Genomic DNA, 26,363 nt, shown 5'->3' with positions numbered 1-26,363 from the left:
AACATTTCATTAATTAATATTAAATTTTTACTTAAAAATTTATATATTTATTTGTTCAAATTTTAATCTGTATTAATTAATGAGAAGGTAGTGCATGAGGTATATTAACAAAACGGACATATTGGTAATAGCTAGAAATTCCGGTATGCTTATGATAGGGATTGGAATAATGTGTTTGATTCCAATTATTGTTGATTTAATATATCTCGAATTCAATGCAGTTTGTTTTCTCATACCAGGATTAATATCTATTTTTATTGGTATCATATGTGTTAAAGCACTTAACAAATATTCCAAACATAAAATGCGTCTAAAGCACGGTATGATTATCTCATCACTATCCTGGCTGTGGGCATGCATTATCTGTGGACTTGTACTCTATTTCGCTACCCAAATAAACATTGTAGACGGTATGTTTGAAAGTATGTCTGCACTTACCGGCAGTGGAATTACCATTTACGGAGATGTGGAAGTCCTTCCAAAAAGCGTGCTCTTTTTTAGGTCTCTCCAGCAATGGGTTGGAGGACTCGGGGTTGTTGTGTTAATTATAGCAATATTGACAAAACCAGGAACAATATCTGCAAAACTATACCAGTCCGAAGCCCGTGAAGAGCGTATTAAACCATCCACCAAAGCTACACTTAAAAAAACCATCAAGATTTATCTGATTTATACTGCTGCAGGAATAATACTATATCGGCTTGCAGGAATGCCCGTTTATGACTCGATTTGTAATACATTCAGTATTATATCAACGGGCGGCATGAGTATTAAAAATGCAAATATCGGATTTTATCAAAATGACATAATTTACTTTATTACTATTGTATTGATGATTTTAGGAGCAACTAGCTTTTTAGTTCACTATAAAGTTATTAAAACCCGTGGAAAATCATTGATTCATGATTTGCAGTTTAAGATAATGATTACATTAATTGCAGGATCAACAGTCATTTTATATTTGGCATCACAGATAGTGCCTATTGAGTTACTCTTCACCGTTGTATCAGCCGTGACGACAACGGGAGCCAGCGTACAGAGTTCTGCAGTAATGGGAACCTGGCCAACATTTGTAATAATCGTTCTGATGACACTGATGACCATCGGTGGTTCCAGCGGATCTACCGTAGGTGCGCTTAAGTTAATGCGTGTAATAACATTCTTTAAAGGAACATACAAACACCTGCGTGAAATACTGTCTCCTGAAGGAAGGGTTGTCCCTCTTCAAATTTCCGGCCAAAAGCTATCCGACAAGGCAGTTGCACAAAGTGGAAACTACATAACCCTTTATATATTATGTATCCTGATTACATGGGCATTATTATGTCTATACGGATATGAACCATTTTCATGTCTCTTTTATACAATGTCAATTCAGGGAAATGTCGGTTTAGAGATTGCTACAATTGCGCCAACATTAGAACTTCCATTAAAGCTTTTAAGCATATTCAACATGTGGACCGGAAGGCTGGAAATCTATCCTGTATTGATTACATTAAGAGCCATATTTGAAATCTTTAAAAGATAGATTTATAAATATCAAAAATACAATATTCATTATTTAAACATAAAATGGTGATTATTGTGTATGTTATTATAATGGGACTTGGACGTGTAGGAATTTCTCTTGCAAACTTGTTGATTGATGACGGTTACGATTTGACATTAATCGATGACAATGAATCATTATGTACCGAAGCGGCAGCAGAACTCGACGCTTTAGTTATCTGCGGAAACGGTACCAATTCAAAATTGCTTGAAGAAACAAATATTGAAGACGCTGACTTTTTTATTGCAACAACAGGAAACGACGAAGCAAATCTCCTGTCATGCATTCTGGTTAAAAAATACAATGTACCAAACATCATTGCCCGTGTAAGTAATCCGGACCACGAAGAAGCATTTAAAGCTGTTGGAATCGATAATGTAATCAGTCCAGAAATTACAGCAGCAGAATTCTTAGAAAAATTAGTTACAAGACCAAACGTTGCAGATTTAATATCTATAGGTGAAGGTGACGCAGAAATCTTTGATATGACCATAACCAACGATAAAGTGGTCGGAAAACGTATCGATCAGATATCCCCAACCAAGGATTTCATCATAATAGCTATGTATCAGGGCGGAAAATTAGTAATTCCACAGGAAGACAGCATTATTGCCCGTGGAGAAAAAGTATCTGTCCTTGTTAAAAGAGGATCATTTTCAAAAGTGTCTAAAAAATTGGAAAAATAATTAAAATTGACTGTAAGACAATTTAATATGTTCTTTCCCATTTCCTTCCACAATAGGACCGTGTCCAGGAAGCAAATTAATAACATCCAATTCAGTTAATTTGAAAACGGATTGTTTTAAATCATCAAAATTACCTCCGATGTCGAATCTTCCAACACCACCATGGGAAAATACGGTATCACCGGAAATTAGATTAACACCATCCCATAAACATATTCCACCGCTGGTATGGCCCGGAGTGTGAATTACTTTAAAGCCCCCTATTTCATCCCCGTCCTTTAATTCAATATCAACTCTGGAATTGGCCGCATTTTCAAAGGCATTCATGGAAGTTCCAAGGTCATCCTTATTTTTCATTGAAATTGCATCCAGTTCATGAACAGCGATTTTTGCATTTTCAAAAAGGTAATTGCCGCCAATATGGTCAAAATGACAATGGGTATTGACCACTAAAGAGATATCCTCTCTTTTAATACCATGTCTTTCAATCTGTGAAATTAAATACTCTTCATTTAATCCTGTTCCGGTATCAACAAGCATATCTCCAATCAGATAGGAATTGGAGTCCATATTATAACCCGGAATAAATAAAATATTATTGGAATTCATAAAAATAGTTATTATTAAAAGTAGTAAAAAAAGTTTAGTATAAAAATGGGGTCACAGGGATTTGAACCCCGATCCTGGGATTTCTCTTGCCTCAGTACTCCAATTGATCATCACAACAAGTACTGTTCAGTTACGCGTATATTTCTTCAAAGACAACTGGAGTCCCAGATGATGCCTGGTTACACTATAACCCCACATAACATACAATATTTAATATATTTTAATTAGTATATAAAGGTTATCATTAGAATTTCATCTGCTTATCAATACCTGCAATTTCATCTATTTCCAAGCCCTTTTCTAATGCAAAGTCTTTTTCAACCTTATAATTTCCAGTCCTTGTTCTTTCAGCATTTTCAGGTTCTAAAAATAGCCATTTTGTATATTTGAATTTGACACCAATATATGATTTAGCACCGAATATTTTGGAAAATTCCAAAAGAGCATCAATCTGTTCTGCATCAATATATATTTTATCTTTAGTGGTTGTTTTTACTTCAATAGCCAAGTATATTTTACCATTTCCAGCAACAACATCAGGTAACGGTCTTTTAGTTGCCCCACCGGAAGCTGGAGCTCTCATAGCTGCAAAATTTCTATCCCACAGTTTATGCACTAAATCTCTTTCTTCAGCAGAACCTTTCTTAGCCAAAATAACACCAGAAAAATAAGTTTATAAATGGGGCCGGGGCCGAGATTTGAACCCGAGTCCCGGGATCCACAGTCCCGGAGGATGACCACCTACCCTACCCCGGCGTAAGATAAATTAAAAATAAAAAAATTGTAAGATGCGGGAGCAGGGATTTGAACCCTGGTAGACCTGCGTCAACAGGTCCTAAGCCTGTCCCCTTTGGCCTCTCGGGCACCCCCGCTTGAAAACGAAAGTGAAACAGAAACCATTAAAAATCTTAACAAGTTTTTTAAGTGCTCCGGCCGGGATTTGAACCCGAGTCTTCGGCTCGAAAGGCCGAAATGATTGGCCGGACTACACCACCGGAGCAAACAAATACAAAAGTTTTAGTAACATGGGCCCAATGGGGTTTGAACCCATGGCCTTCCGGTTATGAGCCGGACGCTCTACCTGGCTAAGCTATGGGCCCTTTAAAAGCGCCATCGACAGGGCTCGAACCTGTGACCAATCGGTTAACAGCCGAACGCTCTACCTACTGAGCTACGATGGCATGAATTAACCCACCATCTTAACCAAATAAAACCCATGTTTAAAAATCAAAAGACTTTAAACAGTACTTTTTTGTATGTTTTTACTAGTATATAAACATTATGTTTTTTTCACATATTTTTTGAAAAAAACAAAAAGTCATAAGAAAAACACTATTAATTAGTTAGAACAAACTAATATATAAATTTAATTACAGCAGTTGAAAAGTATGGATTCTAATATATTTGATTTGATTAAAGATGCTAATGAGCTAACACTAAAAAATCACGGCGATTTGATTACATTGGAAAGAGCTGTTTTCTTATCTTGGTGGTGCGATAAAGGAGACTGCGCTTTTTGCTATATGTCAACACAGAAAGATAAAATAAAAGATCCACGAAAAGCAAGGCGTAATGTAAGCAACATTTATGCCGAAGCCGAAATGTGCAAACGCCTTGACTGGAACATAGAATTTTTATCCGGAGGATACAAATCATTCACCACACAGGAAATAAAGGAAATTGCAACAACAATCAAAGAGATTACCGGCGATGGAGTCTGGCTGAATACTGGAATCACCGATGAGTTAGGTGAATACGGCAGTGAAATTAAAGGAATAACCGGAGCCGTTGAAGTTGCAAACCCTCAAATCCACAACAATGTATGTCCAAGCAAAAGCCTGGATGACATAAGCAACATGCTCGATACCGCCAGAGACCTAGGATTTAAAAAAGCAATTACCATCATATTGGGACTTGGGGAAAGTTTGGATGATGTTGACTATGTGATTGACTATATTAGAGACCATAAAATTGATAGAGTAATATTTTACTCACTAAATCCACACAAGGAAACTGTTTATGCCGACAAATCACAGCCGGCTTCACTTTATTATGCCCAAGTCGTTTCCAGAGTTCGTTTGGAATTTCCAGAAATTGAAATCATCTGCGGCACATGGATCGATAACCTTGCAAATATAGGTATTTTAATTTTAAGCGGAGCAAACGGAATTACAAAATTCCCTCTCTTTAAAATGTTTGGAACCAAATACGGAAAAAGAGTTGAAGAGGAAGTTAAATGGGCTGGGCGCAGGTTAAAAGGAACATTTACTGATAAAACCCAATTAGGTGAACCGAAAAGTGACATTTCACCGGATTTGGATAAATTTATTAAAAGATATATTAAAGAATCACTTAAAAATAAATACTGAAAAATCGAATTTTTAAAAATCTTTATTAACTCCATATAATATATATTATAATAATATAAATTTTTACAAAAAATTTTCCAAATGGAGGAATTATTATTAGCGACGATTTTAGTATGATGTGTGGACTTGAAATCCACGTACAATTAGAAACTGAATCAAAATTATTCTGTGATTGCCCAACAAACTTTAATGAGGCACCAATTAACCAAAATATTTGTCCGATATGTTTAAATCAACCGGGTGCTAAACCACACCCAACTAACCAGCATGCAATTGAAAATGCATTAATGATTTCTTTGATGTTGAACTGTAAAATAGATCAAGGTTTTACTTATTTTATGAGAAAACATTATGATTATCCGGATTTATCTTCAGGATACCAAAGAACATCAGTTCCTATCGGATATGAAGGAGAATTGAACGGTATTAGAATTAGAGAAATTCACATAGAAGAAGATCCTGGTCAATACAAACCTGACAGAGGTATTGTTAACTTCAACCGTTCCGGTATTCCTTTAGTGGAAATTGTTACCGAACCAGACATAAGATCTCCTGAAGAAGCAAGGAACTTCTTAAAAGAAATTATCCGTGTTTTACAGTATAGTGGTGCTGCACGTGGAGAAAACTCAATGAAAGCAGACGTAAACGTTTCACTCAATGGTGGAAATAGGGTGGAAATGAAAAACGTTAACTCCATTAAAGGTGCATACAGAGCATTGAAATTCGAAATAGTAAGACAGAAAAATCTCATTAAAAGAGGAGTTGAAATTCCACAGGAAACTCGTGCTTACATCGAAAGCCAAATGATTACTACAAGAATGAGATTGAAAGAAGATGCTGATGATTACAGATTCATTCCGGATCCAGATTTACCTCCAATGGAAATTCCGGATGAATTAATTCAAAAAGTTGCTGATATCATGCCTGAAGCTCCTCACCACAAGGTGGAAAGATTTGTTAAAGATTACGGCATTGATGAGGAATCCGCAAAGGTATTGACTTCAGAACTTGACTTGGCAATAGCTTATGAAGAAGTTGTAAAAGAAATTGACCCTATATTTGCTGCCAAATGGATGAGAGATGAACTTAAAAGAGTTTTATCCTATAACAAACTTGATTATGCAGAAAGTAAAATAAGTGTTGAAAGTTTGGTTGAATTATTCAACATGCTTTTAAACAAAGAGATTACAACAAAAGCAGGTCAAAGAATTATTGAACAAATGCCAAACAATGAAAAATCCCCTAAAGAAATTGCAGAGGAATTAGGTTTGCTTGGTGTTGTTAAAGATGATGAAGTATTGGCTGCTGTAAAACAGGCTATTGATGAAAATCCGAAAGCTGTCCAGGATTATCATGACGGACAGAAAGCTTCACTTAATTTCCTTGTGGGACAGGTTATGAGATTAACCCGTGGAAAAGCAGACCCTGGTGAAACAGTTAAATTATTAAAAGAAAATATCTAATAGGAGTATTTAAATGACTGAAAAAAAATCATTTGTAAAGGATTATATGACTAAAAATGTTATTAGCGTTTCTCCTGATACTCCAACAGAAAAAATTATTACTTTAATGAAAGAAAGCCACCACAACAGTTATCCCGTTGTTGAAAATAATAAACTTGTGGGAATGGTAACCGCATTCGATATCGTTGCTAAAGATTGGCAGGATTACGTTCGTGGAATGATGAGTACTAAATTGGTTGTCGCTAACGAAAATTTATCCATTAACGATGCATCCCGTGTAATGTTTAGACGTGGAATATCCAGAATGCCTGTTGTTGATGAAAATGGTGCATTGGTTGGAATTATTACAAACACGGACATGGTCCGTTCACACATTGAAAGATCAACTCCAAATAAAGTGGAATACTTTAAAAATACCATGGAACAGTTATACGGTATTAAAACCACTTTAAAAAGGATGAAAGTTCCAACCGAGAAATTAAGACCTACTCAGGACAGAGTTTATGCAGATGAACTTGAAGGAAGAACTTATGAATTGAAAAAAGGTTTAGCAGAACCTGCAATTGTCGTTAAAACTGGAGAAAGATGGATTCTTGTTGACGGACATCACAGAGCAGTAGCTTCTAAAAAGATGGGCTGTAAAACTGTAGATTCATATGTTGTGGATTTAGGCCAGGACATCAAGTTAGGTATGGAAAAGACTGCAGATAAAGCGGGCATCAGGAAATTTGAAGACATCATGATTATCGACGATGACAAGCATCCGTTAATAGCTATTACAGAAAGTATTCAGGATAGTGAAGCTCATGGCCAATGAACAGATAATAAGGGAAGTCTGGGAAGTTCTTGAAAGTAGAAGAGACAATCCCATTGATTCCTACACTTCAAATATAATGCAGGACAGCGATAAAAGAGCTGAAGACAAAATTCTTGAAAAAATAGCCGAAGAAGCAGGAGAAGTATTAATTGCAAGTAAAAATGATGAAAATCTTGTTTATGAATCTGTAGATTTGATTTTTCACACTTTATTATTGCTTGTTTATAAAGGCGTGGAAATTGATGAAATATTTGAAGAATTTGAAAGAAGAAGAAAATAATTATGATTTTTTAAAGGTTGGCTGTTAAATGAGTGAATTCAAATTTTCTGTAGTTATTGCAGCATATAATTCAGATTTATGGATTACAAAAACAATTAATAGCCTAATAAACCAAACTATTGATTTTGAAAAAGATATACAAGTAATAATCGTTAATGATGCAAGTACGGATAATACCGGGCAAATCTGTCGGGGATTTAAAGCAAGATATCCTAGAAACATCAAATACATCGTTAACGAAGAGAATTTAGGTCCGTCAGCTTCAAGAAACATTGGCCTTAAACAGGCCACAGGAAAATATGTTAATTTTCTTGACAGTGATGACTATGTATCACACACTACTTTTAGAAGTATTTTAAGCTTTTTTAATAGATTCGGCGATGGAATAGATTTAGTTTCAATTCCAATATATTTTTTTGGTGAAAAGAAAGGAGAGCATACGCTCAATTTCAAATATGACCAGGATAAGGTTGTTAACTTACTTGATAATCCTGATCATATCCAACTGTCATCTTCATCATGCTTTTTTAAAAGATTATCCATCGAGGACTTGAAATTCAATCCCAAGATTTCAGTGTCAGAGGATGTTGTTTTTATTAACCAGTTACTTTTAAAAAATCCGAATATTGGCTTTTGTGTAGGCGGAAAATACTTTTACAGGAAAAGAGAGGAAAAATCATCACTTATCGATAATTCCTCAATCAAAAAAGAATACTTTAACGACCGTGTTGAGCATTATTTTAAATTTTTAATCGATGAAAGCATTAAAGAATATGGGGAAGTTCCATTATTTATCCAGTACACAATAATGTATGATTTGCAATGGATATTTGATATATCCTCAGTCAATAATATTTTAAGCTATATGGAGCTTGTGCAGTTAAGAAAACAGCTTAGTGAAATTATCCAGTATATTGATGATGACGTTATCTTAAAACAAAAAGACATACCAAATCTTTTAAAGGCGAATATCCTATTTTTCAAATATAAGGACTGTACCAACAAATCAAAACTCAAAGAAATGGAAAGAAAGATAATTCATAAACTTAAATTAAATACAGTTTATATTGACATTTATGAAATAATGGAAAATAAATTAAATGTTTTAGCAAACCTGCCAACAATATTGGGAAATCAGGTTGAAGTTTTCTTAAATGATGAAAAAATAGAAATAGAAGAAGTGAAATTTCCACAAAGAGCCAAATACAGTTTAAGTTACAACTATGCAACAAATTATTCCTTTAAATTTGAAATTCCTCTGGATATTGAAAAAGAGTATGAAATCAAGTTTAAAACAAGAACCCAGCAGAACCTCTTCATTGACTTTTCAAGACCATGCAATTTTTCAAGACTTGTGGGCTATGCAAGGAGTAAAAATTATTTATCATACTTAGAAGACAACAATAAAATCATAATTAAACAAAAGACTAAAAGAGAATGGGTTAAAAGAGAAATCAAAACTTTATATTCAATGGCCAGAAAACGTGAACAAGGATACAGAACAGGTATTCCATTAAGATTATTATATCTGATAAGTTATCCGTTCATGAGAAACAAGAGAATTTGGCTATTTATGGACCTGCCTACCATGGCAGACGATAATGGAAAGCAGCTATTCATTTATGCAAAGGATAAAGACCCGCATATTAAAAAATACTTTATTCTAAGAAAAGACAGCAAAGATATGGATGAAATGTCCGAAATCGGTGATGTTTTACATTTTAAGTCAATCAAACATCGTTTTATCGCATTGTTTGCTGAAAAAATCATTACCACACATCCGGACAACAACATCATTTATCCATTTTGGGGTAATTTCCCATTCTTTGCAGGGCTTTTAAAATCCTCAACAATCTTTTTACAGCACGGTATTACAAAGGACAATGTTTCATCATGGCTTAATGAATATGACAAGCACCTGGCAATGTTTTTAACGGCATCAAAACTTGAACATAAATCCATTTTTAAATACCCGTATAACTATAAAAAAGAAGTTGTCAAATTACTCGGTTTTCCAAGATTTGATAAACTGGAGAGAAAAGAAGATGAAAAACAGATTTTAATTATGCCTTCATGGAGAAGATACCTTAAATTTAAATCCAATGAGGTTATTTTAAATTCGGAATTCTTTAAAAAGTTCAATTCATTGATTAACAATGATGAATTAATTGAAGCGGCCAAAAAATATGGCTATGAAATAATTTTCAAGCCCCATCCGAACGTATATGATTTCATTGACCTGTTTGATAGAAACAAGGATGTTAAAATTGATTATGAACATGAAAAGTATCAGGAATTCTTCAATCATGGTTCACTTTTAGTTACAGATTATTCATCAGTTGCTTTTGATTTTGCTTATCTCAACAAACCTGTTGTTTATTACCATTACGGTAGAGATTATCACTTCAATTTAAACGAAAGTTACTTTAACTACAACACCATGGGTTTTGGTGAAGTCTGTCAAAGCGAATATGAATTGGTCAATCAAATCATTGAATATATGGAAAATAACTGTAAGTTAAAAGAAGAATACGAAAAGCGCATCAAGGCATATTTCCTTTTCAATGACAAAAATAATTCAATGAGAGTTTATGATGCAATCAGAAGACTTCCTAGGAAACGTTAAATTCCATATTGTACATTCCTCTTTTTAGAAAGGATTTTTTATTATAGACTTTAAATCCTAATCTTTCATACAATGCCTTTGCTTTGGGATTTCTAAAATCGGCATCTAAAATTACCCGTTTATACTTATTTTTCTCGGCATAATCTATAATTTCTCTGATTATTTTAGAACCGTATCCTTTTGAGCGATGTTTTTTATCAACAGCGATTTCAGCAATGTAAAAGTCCTGTTTTCCAATGTCACATATGACAAAATAATCCAAAATATCAACAATGAATAGTCTGAGGGATTTAAAATAGCTTTTAGGCTTTTTGTCATGTGTGTAAAACATCAGCATCCCAATAATTTCACCATCGTCAAGAATAACTTTAATGCATTCATCCTTTCTTAAACATCTTTCAATGCTTGAGACGGCCTTATCTTTTGATGAAAAAAGCTTATCAAAAGTCCTGAAATCAACTTCATACCTGTATTCGGCGATTAAATGAGAATCATGAATTTCAGGATCGAATGTTTGATATTCCATATTATCTGCTTTTTACAATAGTCAGAGCAAATACCGCTGCGCCAAACCCATTATCAATGTTTACAACAGCTATTCCCGGAGCACATGACTGAAGCATTGAATCAAGAGCAACACGTCCCCCTTCGCCTACACCATAGCCGACTGATGTTGGAACGGCTATTACCGGAATATCAACAAGACCTGCAACAACAGAAGGAAGCGCACCTTCCATTCCCGCACATACAATCAGTACCTTAACGCCTTCCTTAATCATATATGCAATCTGCGGGAAGAGCCTGTGGATTCCGGCCACACCAATGTCATATGAGGTAATGGCTTCACATCCCCCCTCTTCAACAATGACCTTTGCTTCTTCTGCGATGTTAATGTCGGAGGTTCCTGCCGTAATAATACCTACCTTTGCTATCGCTTCGGTTTTATCTTCATTGGCTCTGATTACTAAAATTTGTCCTTTCCTATTATAATCAAAAATTAGATTGTCAAAATCCAAATCATCCAGAAGCATTTCATATCGGTCTGGAGTTAATTTGGTAATAATCAGGTTTTGAGGGCTTTCACTTTCAAAGTATCTTTTTATTATCAGCAGCAAGTCTTCATAGTCCTTACTTGGTGCAAAGACCGCTTCTGGAAAACCTGTTCTGTCCTGACGTTTAGAATCAAACTTGGCTATTTCATCAACTTCCAGAATGTTTTGTGATTTTATTAGGTTTTCTGCCGTTTTTATATCAATCTCTTCATTAATCAGTTTTTCAAGTATTTCCCTCATAATAGTAATTTAAGATTAAAGATATTAAAAAAACTTATGAATAATTAAGCCCAAATACTATAATATTTATGACATCGAAAAAGATTTTAACTCAAGGAATTGTTCAGGGCGTGGGTTTTAGACCTTATGTATATAGATTGGCTACAAGCCTTAATTTAAAAGGTTATGTGAGGAATTTAGGTAATGTAGTTGAAATTATCCTTGAAGGAGACAGTATTGAGTTATTTATTGAACGATTACAAAATGAATTGCCGCCAATAGCTAGAATTGATTCTATTAAGGTTTTGGATATTGATGAAAAGGGTTATGATGAATTCAGCATCATTGAAAGTTCAGACTCATACTCAGGCGTTAGTGTTATCCCGCCGGATATTGCAATCTGCGACAGCTGTCTGGCTGAAATCAGAAATCCTAAAGACAGACGTTACAAATATCCTTTTAACGCATGTACCGATTGCGGCCCAAGATTTACTGTTATTGACTCTGTTCCATATGACAGGGATAAAACCTCAATGGATGAATTCCCCTTATGCGATGACTGTCTGGTCGAGTATAGAAATCCCCTTGACAGACGTTATCACGGAGAGGCAATATGCTGCAGTGACTGCGGACCCCAAATGGCAATTTATGAAAAAAATGAGATGATTGAGTGCGATAATCCTATCAGATTAGGGGCAGACAAGTTAAAGGAAGGTAAGATTCTTGCCATTAAAGGGATTGGCGGAACCCATCTTGTTGTTGATGCATATAATGATGATGCAATTTCTGAATTAAGATCTCGATTAAACAGGCCAAACCAGGCCTTTGCTGTCATGAGCAGTAATTTGGACGCCGTTAAAAGATATGCCCAATTAAGTAATCGTGAAATAGAAACTATCACATCAAACAAAAGGCCTATCGTTATCTTAAAGAAAAACGAGAATTATGACTTTCCAGAAAGCCTATCACCCGGCCTTCACAACATTGGCGTGATGCTTCCATACTCACCCATGCATTATCTGCTCTTCGATGAGGGAGAAATTGATACATATGTCATGACATCAGCCAATATCCCTGGAGAGCCAATGATGATTGATAATGCCGAGATTATTAATGGAATCAGTGATTATTCTTTAGTTCATAACCGTAAAATATTAAATAGATGTGATGATTCTGTAATCAGGTTTAGAAACAATGAACTGTCATTTATTCGCCGTTCAAGAGGCTATACTCCAGAACCTTACACAATCAACTATGATGTTAATGATTTGAATGTCCTCTCTTTGGGTCCCGAACTTGATGTTACATTCTGTCTTGCAACTGATGCAATTGCATACCCATCACAGCATATCGGGAACACGAATAAATTGAAGACCCTCAATTTCCTTAAAAATTCAATCAAGCATATGAAAAGAATTACTAAGATATGCAATATAGATGCAGTTGCATGCGATTTACACCCACAATTTTTTACAACGAAATTGGCTTATGAATTTGGAGTGGATGTAGTGCAGGTTCAGCACCATCATGCACATGCAGTGGCACTTGCAAATGACCATGAAATTGATGAAATGATTGTAATAGCTGCTGACGGAACAGGATATGGTGATGACCACACAAGCTGGGGCGGAGAAATCCTTTATACCGACATTAAAAGCTATGAAAGAATGGGACATCTGGAAAGACAAAAAATGCCCGGCGGAGACCTTGCAACAAGATATCCTATCCGCATGCTTTTAAGCATTCTGAAAGATGAGGAACTGATTAAAAATTATATAAAATACTTCAAATATGGTGAAACCGAAATTAAAAATATTTTCAAGCAGATTGACAAGGGCATTAATGTAGGCGTAACCACAAGTACCGGAAGAGTCCTGGATTCTGTTTCAACAGCCCTTGAAATATGTAATGAAAGAACATATGAAGGGGAAGCATCAATGAAACTGGAATCCGCAGCATATTATTCAACCAGTGAGTTGGAACTGCCATTAATTATTGAAGATAATGTTTTAAATACCACAGAACTTGTAAAAGAAGTTGTTAAACTCTATTCAAAAGGTTATAAAAAATCAGACATTGCAAATGCCGCTCAAAAAACAATAGCTAATGGATTGAGTGAAATAGCAATTAACTGTGCTGATAAAAAAGGATTGGTTGATATTGGAGCAACAGGAGGAGTATTTTATAATGAAGCCATCACAGACGCATGTAAAAATTATATAGAATCAAATGAATATAATTTCATTCAGCATAAAAATACCTGTTGTGGAGACGGTTCAGTCAGTTTAGGTCAGGCCATAGTTGCAAAAACGAGAATGTCTAATTAGTTTACAGGCCAAAAGCCCATAAACTGTCACATAATTAGACTGAATATTCTTATCAATATGTTTCAGAGGATCAAAATAGAACATGAAAACATATTCCATATAACAATATAATATTAAAAATATTTAAAATTAATGGTAAAAAGAAATTATACAAAATTTCAGGTGATGTAGAACAGTCACAGCAATAAAAAGAAAAAAAGGTTATAACTAATACAAATTTTAAAAAATCATTTATCTTAAAGTTCTTTCCAAGATATATTCTGCTCTTGCCTTTAGATTATCATATAATCTAATTTGATTTTTTAATTCTTCCAATGCTTCCATCTGACCGTTGTCAAGTCTTTTTTCAATATCCAATAATTTAGACCATTCGTCCCCTGACGGCAACTGCAAGGTATCGCGTGTATCCTGGAAGTTTACATCAAATGAGTTTTTATTGATTGTAATTTGTATTGTAACTTCATTATCCAAGTCATAGTATTTACGCGGTCTTCCCCTCAATATCTTTTTATATGAGGAGTTTAATATTCCCACTTCTTCCATTGCCCTCAAGTGCGCAATAACAGCTTTTTGACCGACATTCAGTTCATTTGATATTTCACTTACAAACATCGGCTCCTGTCTTAAGAGGTCTATTATATCCCTTCTTGTTTTACAGCCCATTACATCTAAAATATCTTCTTTATCTATTGAGCTAAGATCACTTCCGTAATTTCCACTGATTTTAATACTGTCAGAGGAGGAATTACCCTTGTTTTGAAACTTAGCATTTTTCTTAATTTCATTTGTATCAGTCATATTAATACATTATATCAAAACCTTTATATAACCTTTTGTTACTATAATATTTTCTTTGAAAAAAATTTTCAAAATGTTAAAATAACATTTTCACAGAAAAAATCGAAACCTTTATATAACCTTTTGTTACTATAATAATGTAGGAGAAAAGATAACTTTTTGTTACTTTAATATTTGGTTTCAAAAACTCGGAGTAATAACTCTTAAAAGATGAACCATTTTCCTATATGTCCATAAATTCCTAAAAACCAAATAGACAAAGTACAAAAATAGTAATTCTCTGCCGTGAGTTATTACAAAGAGTTTTTAATAACTAATTGGGTGAGTTAATGGCAAAAAAGAAAAAAGAAAACGAAGCTGAAGAAAAAATAGATATTCAAGAGGAATATGATAAACTTCTTGAGGAGTCAGCCAAAAAAGATGAAGAGATAGCTTCACTCAAAGAAGATCTCGAAAAACAGGAAGGCGAAACTCAGGAATACGTATCACTATCTCAAAGACTTCAGGCAGATTTTGAAAATTTCAAAAAAATAACCGACAAAAGAAATGTTGAAATCGTGAAATTTGCAAATGAAAATCTCATAAAGGAATTTCTTGACTGCTATGAAGACCTTGAAAGATCCCTTACAATTGAAAACGATGAAGATTTCAGAGATGGTGTGGAGCTCATATATAATAAATTCAAAGACGTCTTGACCAAAGAGGGTGTTGAAGAAATCCCTGCAAAAGGTGAAAAATTCGACCTCAACAAACATGAAGCATTGATGGTTCAGGAAAGTGAAGATGTCGAAAACGGATATATTATAGAAGAGCTAATGAAAGGATACACATACAAAGATAAAGTTTTAAAATACTCAAAAGTAATTGTTTGTAAAAAATAATCATGCTTATTAAATAATTAATTAATTAAAAAATTGGTGATAATTATGTCAGATAATAAAAAAGAAAAAATTATTGGAATCGACTTAGGTACAAGTAACTCAGCAGCATCCGTACTTGTAGGAGGAAAACCAACTACAATCCCTTCAGCAGAAGGAGCAAGTCAATATGGTAAATCATTCCCAAGTTATGTTGCATTTACTGAAGACGGACAAATGTTAGTTGGTGAACCAGCAAGAAGACAGGCAGTAACCAACCCTGAAAACACTATAAGTGCAATCAAAAGATTAATGGGTACAGACAAAAAAGTTACTGCAAACGGAAAACAATACTCACCACAGGAAATCTCAGCATTCATCTTGCAAAAAATTAAAAAAGATGCTGAAACCTTTTTAGGCGAACCAATCGAAAAAGCAGTTATTACAGTTCCTGCTTACTTTGACGACAACCAAAGGACCGCAACCAAAGATGCAGGTACCATTGCAGGATTGGATGTAGTAAGACTTGTCAACGAACCTACCGCAGCAAGTTTAGCATACGGTCTTGACAAACAGGATGACGATGACATTAACATTATGGTATACGATTTAGGTGGAGGTACCTTAGACGTAACCATCATGGAATTCGGTGGAGGAGTCTTTGAAGTAAGATCTACCAGTGGGGACACCCAACTCGGTGGTACCGATATGGATAACGTACTGCTCAACTACTTAGCTGATGAATTCAAAGCAAAAGAAGGAATCGATTTAAGAGATAACGACCAAGCAGTACAAAGATTAAGAGAAGCTGCTGAAAAAGCAAAAATCGAATTGTCCACTACATTAACTACTGAAGTTAACTTACCTTTCATTGCAATGGGATCTGACGGAACCCCTAAAAACTTAATCGAAAGTTTAACCAGAGCAAAATTAGAAGAATTAGTTGATTCAATTGTTCAAAAATCCGGTAAACCAATGCAACAGGCATTAGATGACGCTAAAATGAGTAAAAGTGAAATTGATAAAATCATCTTAGTCGGTGGTCCTACCAGAATGCCATGTGTACAATCATTTGTTGAAAAATTCATAGGCAAACCAGTTGAAAGAGGAATTGACCCAATGGAATGTGTATCAATGGGTGCAGCTATCCAAGGAGGAGTATTAGCTGGAGAAATTAAAGACTTAGTTCTTTTAGACGTAACCCCATTATCATTAGGTATTGAAACTCTCGGTGGAGTATCAACTACCTTAATTGAAAGAAACACAACTATTCCTACCAAGAAAAGCCAAATCTTTTCAACTGCAGCAGACAACCAGCCATCTGTAGACATCAACGTATTGCAAGGTGAAAGAAGAATGGCTGCAGACAACACTTCACTCGGCCGTTTCCAATTAGTCGGAATTCCACCTGCACCAAGAGGTGTTCCACAAATTGAAGTAACCTTCGATATAGATGCAAACGGTATTATCAACGTTACTGCAAAAGACAAAGGAACCGGTAAAGAACAAGCTATTACAATTACTTCTTCAACCAAATTATCTGATGAAGAAATCGAACAAAAAATCAAAGAAGCAGAAATGAATGCTGAAGCAGATAAGAAAAAACAAGAAGAAATTGAAGTAAGAAACAACGCAGACTCATTAATTTACACATCTGAAAAAACATTAGAAGAACTTGGAGACAAAGTATCCGAAGATGAAAAATCAAATGTTGAAAAATTAGTTGGTGAGTTAAGAGAACTCATAGCTGGCGACGATATCCAAGCTATTAAATCAAAAACCGAAGAATTAGAAAAAGTAGTCCAAGAAATCGGTGCAAAAATCTATCAGCAAGCACAGGCTGAAGCACAAGCTCAACAAGCTGCAGGACAAGATCCAAATGCTGGAGCTCAAGATTCACCTGCAGACGATGATGACACAATCGATGCGGACTACAAAGTAAAAGATGATTAGATTTATTAAAATGAATGTTTTATCTCCGGTGTAGGTAATCAGAATCAGAATCAATAAAAGTTAAACTAACGACGAGATGAAACATTTTTATTTTTTTATCTAATTTTTTTTAAATTATTTTTAAGGTGAGTAAATGGCAGACAAGCGAGATTACTATGAAGTCCTTGGAGTCGATAAAACAGCTGATGAAAAGGAAATCAAAAAGGCTTATCGTAAATTGGCTATGAAATACCATCCTGACGTAAGTGAGGAAGAAGGCTCTGAAGAAAAATTCAAGGAAATAAGTGAAGCTTACGCAGTATTGTCTGATGATGAAAAACGTCAAAGATACGATCAATTCGGTCATGCTGGAATGGAAGGATTTACCGCTGAAGACTTCTATCAGAATGTTAACTTTGATGACATATTCCAGGGATTCGATATTGGTAATATTTTCGATTTATTCGGTTTTGGTGGAGGTTCACGCTCAAGAGGAAGATCCGGTCCACAAAGAGGATCAGATATATACACCGATGTTCAAATTACTCTTGAAGAAGCTTTTAACGGCTGTGAAAAAGAAATTAAAGTCACAAGAAGCGAACTTTGTCCAACATGTAACGGTTCAAAATCAAAACCAGGTCACGATCCGCAAACCTGTCCAAAATGTAACGGTACCGGTCAGATAAAAGAAGTCAGCAACACATTCTTAGGCCAGATGGTAAACGTTAGACCATGCCGCCAATGTGGAGGAACAGGTAAGATTATTACAGATCCATGTGATAAATGTCATGGAAAAGGAAGCGTTAGAAAAACTAAAACTATTAAACTCGAAATACCTGAAGGGGTTAACGAAGGAAATCACTTAAGAGTTTCTGGTGAAGGAAACTGCGGTGAAACCTCAGGTCTTGAAGGAGACCTTATTGTATCCGTTCACATCAAAAGAAACAGCAAGTTCGAACGTGAAGGAGACCACTTATACTACGAACAGCAAATCAGTTTCCCTCAGGCAGCATTAGGGGACATTATAAGTATCCCAACCATTGAAGGTAAGGAAGTAGAGTTTAAAGTCAGTCCTGGAACCCAAAGTGGAACAGTATTTAAACTAAAAGGTCAGGGAATGAACTCAGTAAGACATTCCGCAAGAGGAAACCTTTATGTTACCGTAACAGTTGTCGTTCCTAAAAAATTAAATTCAAAACAGAAAGAATTATTAAATGAATTTGCCGAAGTCAGCGGAGAAGAAATCAAACACGTTGAAAAAGGCTTAAAAGATAAATTCAAAGAAGTATTCAATTAGCTATTTTAAATAGCTAATTATCCCCTTTTATTAACCATTACATAATACCTCAGCCAACCCATATTTATGTAGTACACTAGAATACATGAATATTGAAAATAGTAAATTATGATAATCCATAAAAAAAGATTAGTTAGAAGATTTAGCCATAGTCAAAGCATAACTAACTGCCAAAACACCAATTATAATTATCAAATCAACAATTAATTCAAATGAATCTGCTTTACCGAATAACTGGAAAATACCTATTGCCCAAATTATAATTAAAAATATTGGCAATACATATTTAATAATTGCTTTCCAGAGTTTTCCTACTTTCAAAATCCCATTTTCATTTAATATAGGAACAAAATGATCAAGACCATAGAACCATGCGAAAATAATGCACTGAACTCCTATCAAAAGCAATATTCCAAACTCATTAACAAATGAATCAATAATAGCAACCAAATAGCTGCTGATTCCCGTTGTTAACATTAATGAAAATACACATCCAACAATAGACAGTATTGTTGCTGCTTTTTTACGGGACATGTTTAACTTTGCTGAAAATGAATTTAACATTGGTTCGAAAAATCCTAACGCTGAAGTGATTCCGGCAAATAAAATAGCCAGGAATAACAATGGAGCAATTATTCGTCCAACAGGACCCATAACGTTAAATACCATAGGGAAAACAACGAAAATCAAACCGGTTCCTTCAGTGATTAACTGAATCATTGGTGTTCCCACAGTATGAGACATATAACCTAAAATTGAAAATACACCAAATGCAGTAAATATTTCAAATAAAGAGTTTGATGCTACAACCATCAATACATTATCAGTTAACCGTGAGTTTTCAGGCAGATAACTTGCATAAGTAACCGCAATTGCCTGACCCATACTTAATGAAAAGATAATTTGTGCAAATGCTGCAAGCCAGATATTTACATCAAGCAATTTAGACCAGTCAGGAGTTAACAGTGTATTAATCCCAATATCTGCACCAGGTAACGTTAAAGCGTAAATTACAATAAATCCCATTATAACAAATAATGCAGGAATCAAAAACTTTGAAAATTTACCTATTCCTTCATCCACATCCTTATGGGAAATAAACCACAATACAACCCATAATAAAACTACACAAATGGTTGTTGGAATAAGTAAAAAGCCAGCATTGTCCAAATTAGAAGTTCCACCAACAGTTCTAGTGAAATAAAATACTGTATCTGATCCCCATTCAAAAGTAAAACTGGACAGCAGATATACAAAGTCCCAACTCAGTATAACCATATAATAGATTACAACAACAAAAACAAAAGATACCAAAATCCATGCAATAAATTCAAATTTTGGATTGATTCTCTTTAAAATATTAGAAAACGAGTCTTTAAAACTAAATCCAACACCATATTCCAATATTAAAAATGGAATACCCATTATGGCTATTGCAATGAGATATGGGATGAAAAAGGACCCTCCACCATTAGAATAAAGCACATAACTGAAACGCCAAATGTTACCTAACCCAACGGCCGCCCCAATCATTGCAAGAATAAATGATAAAGATGAATCCCACTGTAATCTTTCACTCATAGATTAATATTTAAATGTTCACCATTAAATAATTAAACCAAATGTTGAAATGTCATGTAAATTATATCATTATCATGACAGAGCAATTGTATTTTATAACCCATGATCCCATACCCTTTTGAATAATTACTCAAAATTTCTGCGGATGGTATTGAAAAAATCTTTTGCTTCACCAGACAAATTAATTTCACTAATACTTTTTCTACATTTTATTTTTTTAGAAAAATAAGCCTGAGCAAAAGATCTGCTAATGAATGTTACATCTGTAAAATCTATAATGATATCCTCCGCAGGACACTGATTAATTACATCAAATAGCTCATAAGCTGCGAAATTGGATTCTAATGAATGGTTAATTAAATCTTTAATGATAATTGTTTTCATAACAAATCATCTCCAATATTTATATGGATTCTTCCCAAATTGAAAGATAGAATCATGAAAATTTTGAATTTCACATTTATTCAATCTTAATGAGATTAATGTTCCATTAAATATATTACTATTATCTAAAATTGAATATTTATATTTTTCCTTATTAATAATATCTAAACACCCATTATTTGAAATAATCAAAGCTTTACCACCATTTTTTTCAACAACTAATTTTAACGTTGACCATAAGCCATTACCTCTCTCATAACCATCATCAGATATTGTGGAATTATTACTGATTGCCATCTCAATAGCATGACAGTCATCTTCAAAAAATTTTCCAGATTTGCGAAATCTACCTGGAATGGACAATCCATCATCCATAATACAAATATCCAAAACATTATTAGAATATTCCTTAGCATAAGCATATCCTTGCGTAGCAAATTTTTTATCAAAGGGAGTGTGTGAATAAATGTTATAGATTAATTCTGAAAAAATATACCTCAATGTATAACCCCCACCATATAACGGGTTAATTTTTTGAGAAATTTTATCACTCAATTGTCTTTTTTGACTTTCTTTAGATGAAAATGGCAATTTTAGAAAAGGAACATTATTAGAGAGTACTTCATCCTGAAGAATATTTCTTACAGTATTATTAATATTTTTATTTAACAAAATAGGTAAATTCCTTTTATTGCTTTCACATAATAATGGAAGAACAGTAGTTGGATTTAATTCAGACTCACCAGATACATCAATATACATTAATGATTCATCATTATTTTTTATTATTCTTTCAAATTTTTTATAATCATTGAATAATGAATTCATAGCATCACCTATTAAATTCAAACCACAATTACGAAAAATTAAAAATGAAAAATCACCACAATAAAGTGTATGAATAAAAAACTATTTAAATTTATTTATTTCAAGATTAAAGAATATTACTCACCCATATTAAAAAAATAAACACATATGAATATTATACTGATTAGGTAAAAATCAATACTTTTATAAAATCCGGAATATAACTTAATAGTAATGAAAGTTTTTGACAAATTCATACTCGGAGATACCGAAAGCATAGACTGGTGTTTTGAAAACACTCATTTCAACCAAAGACTGTCCGATAACGGCATTAAAAGGGAATTTATTGTTGATACAGTAATGTATGAAGAGCCATTGAGATATGAAAAAAGTGGAAATGATGAATATGAAGTAATCTATGAAGCACCTGCAAATAAAGACTATAAAGAAATCAAATTAATCTTTGCATGTCATGGAAACACTATTGACCTTGTTACAATAATGCCTAACTTTCAAACAGCCACAAATCGTCAAAAGAAAAAATACCAGTCAGATAAACGAAAAAGTTTAGATAAAAAATACAACAAAGCAATGGCAAAAAGAAAGTGGTAACATGGATTTAGCAAGCCAGATATATGTGAGAAAATCCTGTAGGAACTATTTGGATGATGAAATGGATATGACACCAATTAAAGAATTCATATCAAAAGCCAAAGTATTAAACTCAGATATTGATTATTCCTACAGAATATTAACAAAAGATGAGCTTTCCATTAAAACCAGATGGAAAGCACCATATTATTTAGCATTATACTCAGAGAAAAAAGGAAACTATGGTGCTAATTTGGGGTTTATCTTTCAGCAGCTTAGCCTATACATGCAAAGCATTGATATTGGAAGTTGCTGGGTTGGAATGGCTACAGTCAAACAAAAAGATCCTAATTTTGTAATAGCAATATCTTTTGGAAAATCCAATGATTTAACAAGAGACATTTCAAAATTTAAAAGAAAGGAATTATCCAAAATAGCTGACTGGGAAGATGAAAAAATAATTCCCGCACAACTTGCACCATCAGCCGTTAACTCACAGCCGTGGTATTTCAAACATACAGATGAAGGATTTGATGTCTACAAAACAAAGCATAATATCGTCAAACAGAAAATAATTGGCAAATGGAATGATATTGATATGGGAATTGCCCTTTCACATTTATACGTTTCAAATCCAGATACTTTTAAGTTTGAATTTAAAAACAAAGAAGATATAAAAGGATATAGTTATTTTGGAAGTTTAAAAATTTAATTATTAACTTTTAATTCTAATAATTCATATTCACAGTTAGAATGATAATGTGAAAATTTTTCCATTTTTTTAATTCTAATCAAAACATTATTATTTAAATTAGATATTACCTCTTTTTCAAAATTTTTATTGAAATTACATTCAATTATCATTTTATTATCACTGCAATAAGATTCTAATTTGAAAATACGTTCATACAAATCTACAGATTTTATAACACCTTTAATTTCAACTGATTTTTCATTTAAATTTTCACCATAATAATTAAATGAATTATATTTAGAAGGTGATTGATTTAAATCTAAAGGTCATGACGCTAAAGAAGTAATGAGATTTTGACTGTTTTAATATTTCACCAAATTGCTTCATGGGAATGAAACCAGAATCTATGAATTTTCCTTTAAGACTAATGACATATGTTTCCATACTTAATATTAACACATTCTTTTTCTAAAGCTTCAAACATTTCTGATTCCAAAGATTTAAGAGAATATAATCCTAACTCCAATTCTTCTTTTTTATCAGGGTATTTTGATTGTAAATAATTATTTTCTAAAATTAAACTTTGAACTTTATCTAATTCATTTTTAATAGTATTGAAATTATTGTTCACGATTATCCCCCAAAATATTTTTAGAAATTAAAATTTTAGATAAAATTGTAATTAAACATTTTAATTCAAAAATGATATAAAACTATCCAAAGTGCGACTAGTCGCTTTTGTGATTTTTTAAAAGCTTTATATATCATTTTTTAAAATCTAATTTAAACAAAGAAAAATTAATTTATTGACTGGATGATTAATAATTCTATGATTAGTGATGTTTAATTTCGCACATTTTAATTTGGTATATTATTATATGAGTTTATATTTTCCTCAATATTTATATGTTACTTCCCAAAAATTCATAGTGATATTTTTAAAAATACCCCATACAACCTGAAAAACAAATATTTTTCAATATACTATTATTAACTTAAAAAATAATTAGTTTGTAGATGAATATAACTTTTATTTATGAAAAAAAGAACAAAAAACAAAGGATTAATTGTCCTTTGTTAAATTAAATACTAATTTTCCAGTTCCGTTTTCGGTAATGTTTAACTGGTCACATTGCGGATTTAACTCATTTAAAAGAGCTTTTCCCTCTTCAGGAGACATGAAATATGGCAAATATCCTATCATGTTAACTGGATAGATTGTTAACTCACAGGTATCGTTTACAAGATCCATTTCCACAAAATAATCTCTCCATGTGTCAGAGCGAGCCAAATCAAATATGAAGTTACCCATACTGTAGCATATCGGTTTTCCCTTATACATTTCAACTCCCTGAGTTACGTGAGGGTGTGCTCCAATAACAACATCCGCACCATAATCAATTAATTCATGGGCTATTTTTTCCTGGTCTTCGTTTGGTGACCTTGAATATTCATTTCCAAAGTGCATATATACAATAACAAAGTCTGAACCGTTTCCTCGAGCTTCAGAAATTTGTTTTTGGGCATCTGCTGAGTCATATGCAGAATAACCCGGTGAAGAACCGTTTGCATAAGGCATTACTTCATAACTATATTCAGCAAAGTTGTTTGAATCCATATAGTTCAATACAGTTATATTTCTTCCATTAATCTCCTTTGAAACAGATTGATGTGCATCGCTTTCATTTTCACCTGCACCCATTGGAGTCATGCCCGCTTCACCGACATATTTGATGGTATCCCTCATTCCATCTATGCCATAATCACAGACATGATTATTTGCAAGGGCTGCGATAGTGTTATTGTTTGCTTTAGCCAGCGGGACATACTCAGGACTGCATTTCAGTGGAACATCACCTTTGACTGCAGACGCAGAGTTTGTGGCGGCATTTTCAAAGTTGATAATTAACAAATCAGCAGTTGAAGTTACATTGGAAACTCCTGCAAAGGGGGAAGAATCAGAACTCAAATAACTTGGCATGGTACGTGCAAACATTACATCACCAACCATGGCTATTGAGACGTTTTCTTTTGGTTGTTGGGATATCACACCATTATTTGAGAATGTTCCAATTCCTGCTATTACGAGCAAAACTGCTAAAATTACAAGCAGTACACTCAATAATTTTTTTAAACGCATATCTTATTCCTCGACAGCGACTTCATCTTCACTGAACAGCTGATTCAACATCCATTCGGCATCATATTCCATAATATCATCATAACCTTGGCCTACACCTAAAAACATTATTGGTTTTTTGATTACATAACCTATAGAAAGGGATGCTCCACCTTTACTGTCAGCATCTGCTTTAGTCAAGATTACACCGTCAATATCAATAGCTTCGTTGAATTTTACAGCCTGTTGGGTTGCATCATTACCAGTTAATGCATCCCCGACGAATATTACTAAATCAGGATTGGAAACCCTTTTGATTTTTTTCATTTCGTCCATAAGGTTTGTATTGGTCTGCATTCTTCCAGCAGTATCAATCAATACCAGTTCTTTTCCTTGAGCTTTTGCATGTTCAACAGCATCGTATGCAACAGCAGCAGGATCTGAACCTTTTTGGTGCTTTATGATTTTTACTCCAACATTGTCTGCATGATGAGTTACCTGTTCAATAGCACCTGCACGGAATGTATCAGAAGCAGCTATTACAGGAGTATAACCTTTTTTCAAGTAATAATTAGCCAATTTACCTATGGTAGTTGTTTTTCCAGTTCCATTGATACCAACAAACATTACTACTAAAGGTTCACCCATTGCTTTTTTCTCTTCAATCATTTCTGTCATTGATTTACCAGGAATATCTATTATTTCACCTACAGCATTTCTCAATGCATTATATGTGTATTCAGTTATATCACCGCTCCTTTTAATTTTTCGTCCTACTAAATCATTTTTGACTGAGTCAACTACTGATGATGCTACTTCCATTGCAACATCTCCTTCTAGAAGACCCATTTCAAGTTCCCATAGTGTATCTTCAACATGTTTTTCAGATATTGTTTTTTCACGTACAAAAGAGAATAATCCTCCAGATCCTTCATCAGAATCATCCGAATCGTCTTTGGATTTGTTTCTGGACCAGAAATGAGACTTACCTTCATCCTCATCGGAATCATCGTCAGAATCATCCGATTCATCCTTGGACTTGCTCCTGGACCAGAAATGAGACTTACCCTCATCCTCATCAGAGTCTTCATCAGCAGAATCATCAACATCATCATCAGACTTACTCCTAGACCAGAACCCAAACTTGGACTCTTCTTTTTCCTCAGCATCATCTACTTCCTCATCATCAGCAGAATCATCAACATCATCATCAGACTTACTCCTAGACCAGAATCTGGACTTAGATTCTTCTTTTTCCTCAGCGTCATCTGTTTTTTCATCATCTTTTTTATCAGAACTACCCCTG

Annotated in this window: 24 protein-coding genes and 6 tRNA genes; 13 read left to right on the top strand and 17 right to left on the bottom strand. The window is 33.8% G+C overall.

Annotated elements, in window-relative coordinates:
- Positions 1-94 precede the first annotated feature (94 nt).
- Positions 95-1,528, top strand: a complete 1,434-nt coding sequence (locus ACKI44_RS10565; protein ID WP_407424163.1) for a TrkH family potassium uptake protein — start codon at positions 95-97, stop codon at positions 1,526-1,528.
- Positions 1,529-1,584: 56 nt separating this feature from the next.
- Positions 1,585-2,235 (top strand): potassium channel family protein, encoded by a 651-nt coding sequence (locus ACKI44_RS10560; protein ID WP_407424161.1) that lies wholly within the window; start codon positions 1,585-1,587, stop codon positions 2,233-2,235.
- Here the strand turns inward: ACKI44_RS10560 and ACKI44_RS10555 are convergent, their stop codons facing one another.
- The 8 genes from ACKI44_RS10555 to ACKI44_RS10520 form a co-directional block, all read right to left on the bottom strand.
- Complete coding sequence (locus ACKI44_RS10555) at positions 2,236-2,844, bottom strand: MBL fold metallo-hydrolase (protein ID WP_407424159.1); 609 nt, start codon at positions 2,842-2,844, stop codon at positions 2,236-2,238.
- 46 nt (positions 2,845-2,890) lie between these two features.
- A tRNA-Trp gene (locus ACKI44_RS10550) sits at positions 2,891-3,038 on the bottom strand.
- 50 nt (positions 3,039-3,088) lie between these two features.
- The gene (gene hjc, locus ACKI44_RS10545) at positions 3,089-3,496 is read right to left on the bottom strand and encodes a Holliday junction resolvase Hjc (protein ID WP_407424157.1); all 408 of its coding nucleotides are present in this window, start codon (positions 3,494-3,496) and stop codon (positions 3,089-3,091) included.
- Between the two features lie 28 nt (positions 3,497-3,524).
- Positions 3,525-3,600 (bottom strand) — tRNA-His (locus tag ACKI44_RS10540).
- Positions 3,601-3,633: 33 nt separating this feature from the next.
- A tRNA-Leu gene (locus ACKI44_RS10535) sits at positions 3,634-3,716 on the bottom strand.
- 53 nt (positions 3,717-3,769) lie between these two features.
- A tRNA-Glu gene (locus ACKI44_RS10530) sits at positions 3,770-3,844 on the bottom strand.
- A 26-nt stretch (positions 3,845-3,870) separates the two neighbouring features.
- A tRNA-Ile gene (locus ACKI44_RS10525) sits at positions 3,871-3,944 on the bottom strand.
- 8 nt (positions 3,945-3,952) lie between these two features.
- Positions 3,953-4,025: transfer RNA gene (locus tag ACKI44_RS10520), tRNA-Asn, on the bottom strand.
- A gap of 198 nt (positions 4,026-4,223) precedes the next feature.
- Between ACKI44_RS10520 and ACKI44_RS10515 the strand changes: the two genes are divergently transcribed.
- From ACKI44_RS10515 to ACKI44_RS10495, 5 genes are all read left to right on the top strand, one after another.
- On the top strand, positions 4,224-5,213 hold the full coding sequence (locus tag ACKI44_RS10515) for a radical SAM protein (RefSeq protein WP_407424155.1): 990 nt from the start codon (positions 4,224-4,226) through the stop codon (positions 5,211-5,213).
- A gap of 113 nt (positions 5,214-5,326) precedes the next feature.
- Positions 5,327-6,676 (top strand): Asp-tRNA(Asn)/Glu-tRNA(Gln) amidotransferase subunit GatB, encoded by a 1,350-nt coding sequence (gene gatB / locus ACKI44_RS10510; protein WP_407424153.1) that lies wholly within the window; start codon positions 5,327-5,329, stop codon positions 6,674-6,676.
- A gap of 13 nt (positions 6,677-6,689) precedes the next feature.
- Positions 6,690-7,493 carry a CBS domain-containing ParB/RepB/Spo0J family partition protein gene (locus tag ACKI44_RS10505; RefSeq protein WP_407424151.1) on the top strand — a complete coding sequence of 268 codons (804 nt, stop codon included), beginning with the start codon at positions 6,690-6,692 and terminating at the stop codon, positions 7,491-7,493.
- Entirely contained in the window at positions 7,483-7,773 is a 291-nt protein-coding gene (gene hisE / locus ACKI44_RS10500; RefSeq protein WP_407424149.1) for a phosphoribosyl-ATP diphosphatase, read from the top strand. The genes ACKI44_RS10505 and hisE overlap by 11 nt, the downstream gene beginning before the upstream one ends.
- A 28-nt stretch (positions 7,774-7,801) precedes the next feature.
- A complete protein-coding gene (locus tag ACKI44_RS10495) occupies positions 7,802-10,399 on the top strand; it encodes a CDP-glycerol glycerophosphotransferase family protein (RefSeq protein ID WP_407424147.1) in 2,598 nt (865 codons plus the stop codon).
- On the opposite strand, the gene ACKI44_RS10490 is transcribed toward ACKI44_RS10495, so the two are convergent.
- Positions 10,386-10,925: a GNAT family N-acetyltransferase gene (locus tag ACKI44_RS10490; protein ID WP_407424145.1), complete on the bottom strand. Its 540-nt coding sequence runs from the start codon at positions 10,923-10,925 to the stop codon at positions 10,386-10,388. The genes ACKI44_RS10495 and ACKI44_RS10490 overlap by 14 nt on opposite strands.
- 1 nt (position 10,926) lies before the next feature.
- Positions 10,927-11,691, bottom strand: a complete 765-nt coding sequence (larB, locus tag ACKI44_RS10485) for a nickel pincer cofactor biosynthesis protein LarB (protein ID WP_407424143.1) — start codon at positions 11,689-11,691, stop codon at positions 10,927-10,929.
- Between the two features lie 68 nt (positions 11,692-11,759).
- On the opposite strand from larB, the gene hypF reads away from it, so the two are divergent.
- On the top strand, positions 11,760-13,997 hold the full coding sequence (gene hypF, locus ACKI44_RS10480; protein WP_407424141.1) for a carbamoyltransferase HypF: 2,238 nt from the start codon (positions 11,760-11,762) through the stop codon (positions 13,995-13,997).
- A 231-nt stretch (positions 13,998-14,228) separates the two neighbouring features.
- On the opposite strand, the gene ACKI44_RS10475 is transcribed toward hypF, so the two are convergent.
- Complete coding sequence (locus ACKI44_RS10475; RefSeq protein ID WP_407424139.1) at positions 14,229-14,795, bottom strand: ArsR/SmtB family transcription factor; 567 nt, start codon at positions 14,793-14,795, stop codon at positions 14,229-14,231.
- Positions 14,796-15,124: 329 nt separating this feature from the next.
- Between ACKI44_RS10475 and ACKI44_RS10470 the strand changes: the two genes are divergently transcribed.
- The 3 genes from ACKI44_RS10470 to dnaJ all read left to right on the top strand — a co-directional run bounded on the left by ACKI44_RS10470 (position 15,125) and on the right by dnaJ (position 18,881).
- Positions 15,125-15,676 carry a nucleotide exchange factor GrpE gene (locus ACKI44_RS10470; protein ID WP_407424137.1) on the top strand — a complete coding sequence of 184 codons (552 nt, stop codon included), beginning with the start codon at positions 15,125-15,127 and terminating at the stop codon, positions 15,674-15,676.
- Positions 15,677-15,721: 45 nt separating this feature from the next.
- Entirely contained in the window at positions 15,722-17,605 is a 1,884-nt protein-coding gene (gene dnaK, locus ACKI44_RS10465; protein ID WP_407424135.1) for a molecular chaperone DnaK, read from the top strand.
- A 133-nt stretch (positions 17,606-17,738) separates the two neighbouring features.
- Positions 17,739-18,881, top strand: coding sequence for a molecular chaperone DnaJ (gene dnaJ / locus ACKI44_RS10460; RefSeq protein ID WP_407424133.1), 1,143 nt, complete (start codon positions 17,739-17,741; stop codon positions 18,879-18,881).
- Between the two features lie 129 nt (positions 18,882-19,010).
- Here dnaJ and ACKI44_RS10455 read toward each other — a convergent pair whose 3' ends face one another.
- The 3 genes from ACKI44_RS10455 to ACKI44_RS10445 all read right to left on the bottom strand — a co-directional run bounded on the left by ACKI44_RS10455 (position 19,011) and on the right by ACKI44_RS10445 (position 21,674).
- Positions 19,011-20,462, bottom strand: a complete 1,452-nt coding sequence (locus ACKI44_RS10455; protein ID WP_407424131.1) for a sodium-dependent transporter — start codon at positions 20,460-20,462, stop codon at positions 19,011-19,013.
- A 126-nt stretch (positions 20,463-20,588) separates the two neighbouring features.
- A complete protein-coding gene (locus tag ACKI44_RS10450; protein WP_407424129.1) occupies positions 20,589-20,846 on the bottom strand; it encodes a hypothetical protein in 258 nt (85 codons plus the stop codon).
- A 6-nt stretch (positions 20,847-20,852) separates the two neighbouring features.
- Entirely contained in the window at positions 20,853-21,674 is an 822-nt protein-coding gene (locus ACKI44_RS10445) for a hypothetical protein (RefSeq protein WP_407424127.1), read from the bottom strand.
- A gap of 213 nt (positions 21,675-21,887) precedes the next feature.
- On the opposite strand from ACKI44_RS10445, the gene ACKI44_RS10440 reads away from it, so the two are divergent.
- Together ACKI44_RS10440 and ACKI44_RS10435 are read left to right on the top strand one after the other, a co-directional pair.
- Positions 21,888-22,265 carry a hypothetical protein gene (locus tag ACKI44_RS10440; protein ID WP_407424125.1) on the top strand — a complete coding sequence of 126 codons (378 nt, stop codon included), beginning with the start codon at positions 21,888-21,890 and terminating at the stop codon, positions 22,263-22,265.
- Position 22,266: 1 nt separating this feature from the next.
- Entirely contained in the window at positions 22,267-22,956 is a 690-nt protein-coding gene (locus tag ACKI44_RS10435) for a nitroreductase family protein (protein WP_407424123.1), read from the top strand.
- A gap of 406 nt (positions 22,957-23,362) precedes the next feature.
- Here the strand turns inward: ACKI44_RS10435 and ACKI44_RS10430 are convergent, their stop codons facing one another.
- The 3 genes from ACKI44_RS10430 to ftsY form a co-directional block, all read right to left on the bottom strand.
- Positions 23,363-23,569 carry a hypothetical protein gene (locus tag ACKI44_RS10430; RefSeq protein ID WP_407424121.1) on the bottom strand — a complete coding sequence of 69 codons (207 nt, stop codon included), beginning with the start codon at positions 23,567-23,569 and terminating at the stop codon, positions 23,363-23,365.
- 432 nt (positions 23,570-24,001) lie between these two features.
- Positions 24,002-25,078: a CapA family protein gene (locus ACKI44_RS10425; protein ID WP_407424119.1), complete on the bottom strand. Its 1,077-nt coding sequence runs from the start codon at positions 25,076-25,078 to the stop codon at positions 24,002-24,004.
- Between the two features lie 3 nt (positions 25,079-25,081).
- Positions 25,082-26,363: signal recognition particle-docking protein FtsY (gene ftsY, locus ACKI44_RS10420; protein ID WP_407424117.1), on the bottom strand; the 1,282-nt coding region annotated here is incomplete at its 5' end.

Source organism: Methanobrevibacter sp. (assembly GCF_045646205.1).
In the GTDB taxonomy this organism is placed as follows: Archaea; Methanobacteriota; Methanobacteria; order Methanobacteriales; family Methanobacteriaceae; genus Methanocatella.
Note: the sequence above shows the minus strand (reverse complement) of the source record. Positions and strands in the feature narration are given on the sequence as shown.

Excerpts from the sequence above, each read along its gene's own strand:
- ACKI44_RS10565 (WP_407424163.1), top strand. The coding sequence starts at position 95 with ATGAGGTATATTAACAAAACGGACATATTGGTAATAGCTAGAAATTCC.
- ACKI44_RS10555 (WP_407424159.1), bottom strand. The coding sequence starts at position 2,844 with ATGAATTCCAATAATATTTTATTTATTCCGGGTTATAATATGGACTCC.
- gatB (WP_407424153.1), top strand. The coding sequence starts at position 5,327 with ATGATGTGTGGACTTGAAATCCACGTACAATTAGAAACTGAATCAAAA.
- ACKI44_RS10505 (WP_407424151.1), top strand. The coding sequence starts at position 6,690 with ATGACTGAAAAAAAATCATTTGTAAAGGATTATATGACTAAAAATGTT.
- hisE (WP_407424149.1), top strand. The coding sequence starts at position 7,483 with ATGGCCAATGAACAGATAATAAGGGAAGTCTGGGAAGTTCTTGAAAGT.
- ACKI44_RS10495 (WP_407424147.1), top strand. The coding sequence starts at position 7,802 with ATGAGTGAATTCAAATTTTCTGTAGTTATTGCAGCATATAATTCAGAT.
- ACKI44_RS10490 (WP_407424145.1), bottom strand. The coding sequence starts at position 10,925 with ATGGAATATCAAACATTCGATCCTGAAATTCATGATTCTCATTTAATC.
- larB (WP_407424143.1), bottom strand. The coding sequence starts at position 11,691 with ATGAGGGAAATACTTGAAAAACTGATTAATGAAGAGATTGATATAAAA.
- hypF (WP_407424141.1), top strand. The coding sequence starts at position 11,760 with ATGACATCGAAAAAGATTTTAACTCAAGGAATTGTTCAGGGCGTGGGT.
- ACKI44_RS10475 (WP_407424139.1), bottom strand. The coding sequence starts at position 14,795 with ATGACTGATACAAATGAAATTAAGAAAAATGCTAAGTTTCAAAACAAG.
- ACKI44_RS10470 (WP_407424137.1), top strand. The coding sequence starts at position 15,125 with ATGGCAAAAAAGAAAAAAGAAAACGAAGCTGAAGAAAAAATAGATATT.
- dnaK (WP_407424135.1), top strand. The coding sequence starts at position 15,722 with ATGTCAGATAATAAAAAAGAAAAAATTATTGGAATCGACTTAGGTACA.
- dnaJ (WP_407424133.1), top strand. The coding sequence starts at position 17,739 with ATGGCAGACAAGCGAGATTACTATGAAGTCCTTGGAGTCGATAAAACA.
- ACKI44_RS10455 (WP_407424131.1), bottom strand. The coding sequence starts at position 20,462 with ATGAGTGAAAGATTACAGTGGGATTCATCTTTATCATTTATTCTTGCA.
- ACKI44_RS10450 (WP_407424129.1), bottom strand. The coding sequence starts at position 20,846 with ATGAAAACAATTATCATTAAAGATTTAATTAACCATTCATTAGAATCC.
- ACKI44_RS10445 (WP_407424127.1), bottom strand. The coding sequence starts at position 21,674 with ATGAATTCATTATTCAATGATTATAAAAAATTTGAAAGAATAATAAAA.
- ACKI44_RS10440 (WP_407424125.1), top strand. The coding sequence starts at position 21,888 with ATGAAAGTTTTTGACAAATTCATACTCGGAGATACCGAAAGCATAGAC.
- ACKI44_RS10435 (WP_407424123.1), top strand. The coding sequence starts at position 22,267 with ATGGATTTAGCAAGCCAGATATATGTGAGAAAATCCTGTAGGAACTAT.
- ACKI44_RS10425 (WP_407424119.1), bottom strand. The coding sequence starts at position 25,078 with ATGCGTTTAAAAAAATTATTGAGTGTACTGCTTGTAATTTTAGCAGTT.